This window comes from Bradyrhizobium sacchari (assembly GCF_002068095.1).
In the GTDB taxonomy this organism is placed as follows: Bacteria; Pseudomonadota; Alphaproteobacteria; order Rhizobiales; family Xanthobacteraceae; genus Bradyrhizobium; species Bradyrhizobium sacchari.
Genome location: NZ_LWIG01000013.1, coordinates 50,418 through 52,355, shown reverse-complemented (window position 1 = coordinate 52,355; position 1,938 = coordinate 50,418). Strand labels below are relative to the sequence as shown.

Here is a 1,938-nt window from a genome sequence, read left to right as displayed (position 1 = left end):
CCCCGCCTAGCCGTGAAACAGAGGTTGAGAGCGATGAGCTTCATGCGTGTGACAATCCTGGCGTCGGCCCTGCTGACGTCGCTCGTGGGCACGGCCCAAAGCCAAGCCCAGGCTCAGACCACGCTTCGCATCGGCATCGCCGAAGACCCCGACATTCTCGATCCCAGCATCGGCCGCACCTATGTCGGCCGCATCGTGTTCTCCGCCTTCTGCGACAAGCTGTTCGACATCGACGAGAAGCTCAACATCGTGCCGCAGCTGGCGCTGTCCCATGAGACGTCAGCCGACGGCAAGGAGATGACGATCAAGCTCCGGCCAGGCGTCAAATTCCATGATGGCGAACCGCTGGATGCGGAGGCGGCAAAATTCTCGATCGAGCGTCACATGACGCTGCCGACCTCGTTCCGAAAATCGGAGCTTGCCAGCGTCGATCATGTCGAGGTGGTCGATCCCCTCACCATCAAGTTGGTGCTGAAGACGCCCTACTCGCCGCTGATTGCCCAGCTCACCGACCGTTCCGGCATGATGGTGTCGCCAAAGGCGGCGAAGGAGGCCGGCGACAAGTTCGGCCTGCATCCGGTCTGCGCCGGCCCCTACAAGTTTGTCGAGCGCGTGCAGCAGGACCGCATGGTGTTCGAGAAGTTCGCCGACTACTGGAACAAGGACAACGTTCACATCGACCGCGTCGTGTTCCAGCCGATCATCGACTCGACCGTGCGGCTCGCGAACCTGAAATCCGGTGCGCTCGACCTGATCGAACGCGTGCTGGCCACCGACATCAAGGACGTCCGCGCCGATCCCAAGCTGGTGCTGTCGACCGCCCCCGAGCTCGGCTATCAGGGCCTGACCATCAACATCGGCAACGACAAGGCCAAGGGGCCGCTCAGCCAGTCGGCGAAGGTACGCCAGGCGCTCAGCCTGTCGATCGATCGCGAGGCCATCAACCAGGTCGTGTTCAACGGCGAGTTCACGCCGGGCAATCAATGGGTCAGCCCGACGCATCCCTATTACCAGAAGGCGTTTCCAATTCCCGGCCGCGACGTCGCCAAGGCCAAGGCGCTGTTGAAGGAGGCCGGCGTCAGCCTCCCTGTCACCGTCGACTACATGGTCCCCAAGGGCACCGAGTACGAGGCCGTGGCCCAGGTCGTGCAGTCCATGGCCGCGGAAGCCGGCTTCGACATCAAGATCCGCGCCGTCGAATTCGCGACCACCTTCAAGCAGGCCCAGGCCGGCGAATTCCAGGTGTTCCAGATCAACTGGAGCGGCCGCATCGATCCCGACGGCAATTCCTACATCTTCATGCGCAGCAAGGCGCCGCAGAACGACGGCGGCTATTCGAATCCCGAGGCCGACAAGCTGCTGGAAGAAGGACGGGCGACGTCCAATGTCGAGGAGCGCAAGGCGATCTACGCCAAGCTGACCAAGGTCCTCCTCGACGACCTGCCGATCATCTACATCTATCACCGCACGCTGCTGATCGCGCACACGAAGAAGCTCGAGGGCTACCGGCAGATGCCCGACGGGCTGGTGCGCGTGGTCGGGCTGAAGTTCAAGTGATCGCGACAGCGCCCACGAAGCGACCGACGCCATGCTGAACTTCCTCGCCCACCGCATCGCGCAGATCGTGCCGACGCTGTTCTTCGTGTCGGTGCTGATCTTCTCGCTGCAGCAATTGCTGCCGGGCGATCCCGCGCTGGTGATGGCCGGCGAGGAGCGTGATCCCGCCCTGATCGAGCAGATCCGTCAGCAATACAAGCTCGACCAGCCGATCCCCGTGCAATACGTCTACTGGCTCAAGGGCGTGCTGACGGGCAATTTCGGCGAGTCTCTGCGCAACAAGATGCCAGTGCGCGAGCTGATCGCGCAGAAGCTGCCGGTGACGCTGCAGCTCGGCTCGATGGCGATCCTGATCGCGTTCTTCATCGGCATTCCCGCCGG

2 protein-coding genes are annotated in these 1,938 nt (G+C 62.8%); both read left to right on the top strand.

The annotated features are described in order from the left end of the window. The first annotated feature begins 33 nt into the window (after positions 1–33). Positions 34–1,557, top strand: a complete 1,524-nt coding sequence (locus tag A5906_RS17390) for an ABC transporter substrate-binding protein (protein WP_080136616.1) — start codon at positions 34–36, stop codon at positions 1,555–1,557. Positions 1,558–1,588: 31 nt separating this feature from the next. Then, a partial coding sequence (locus tag A5906_RS44545) for an ABC transporter permease (protein ID WP_245326770.1) occupies positions 1,589–1,938 on the top strand: 350 nt, incomplete at its 3' end.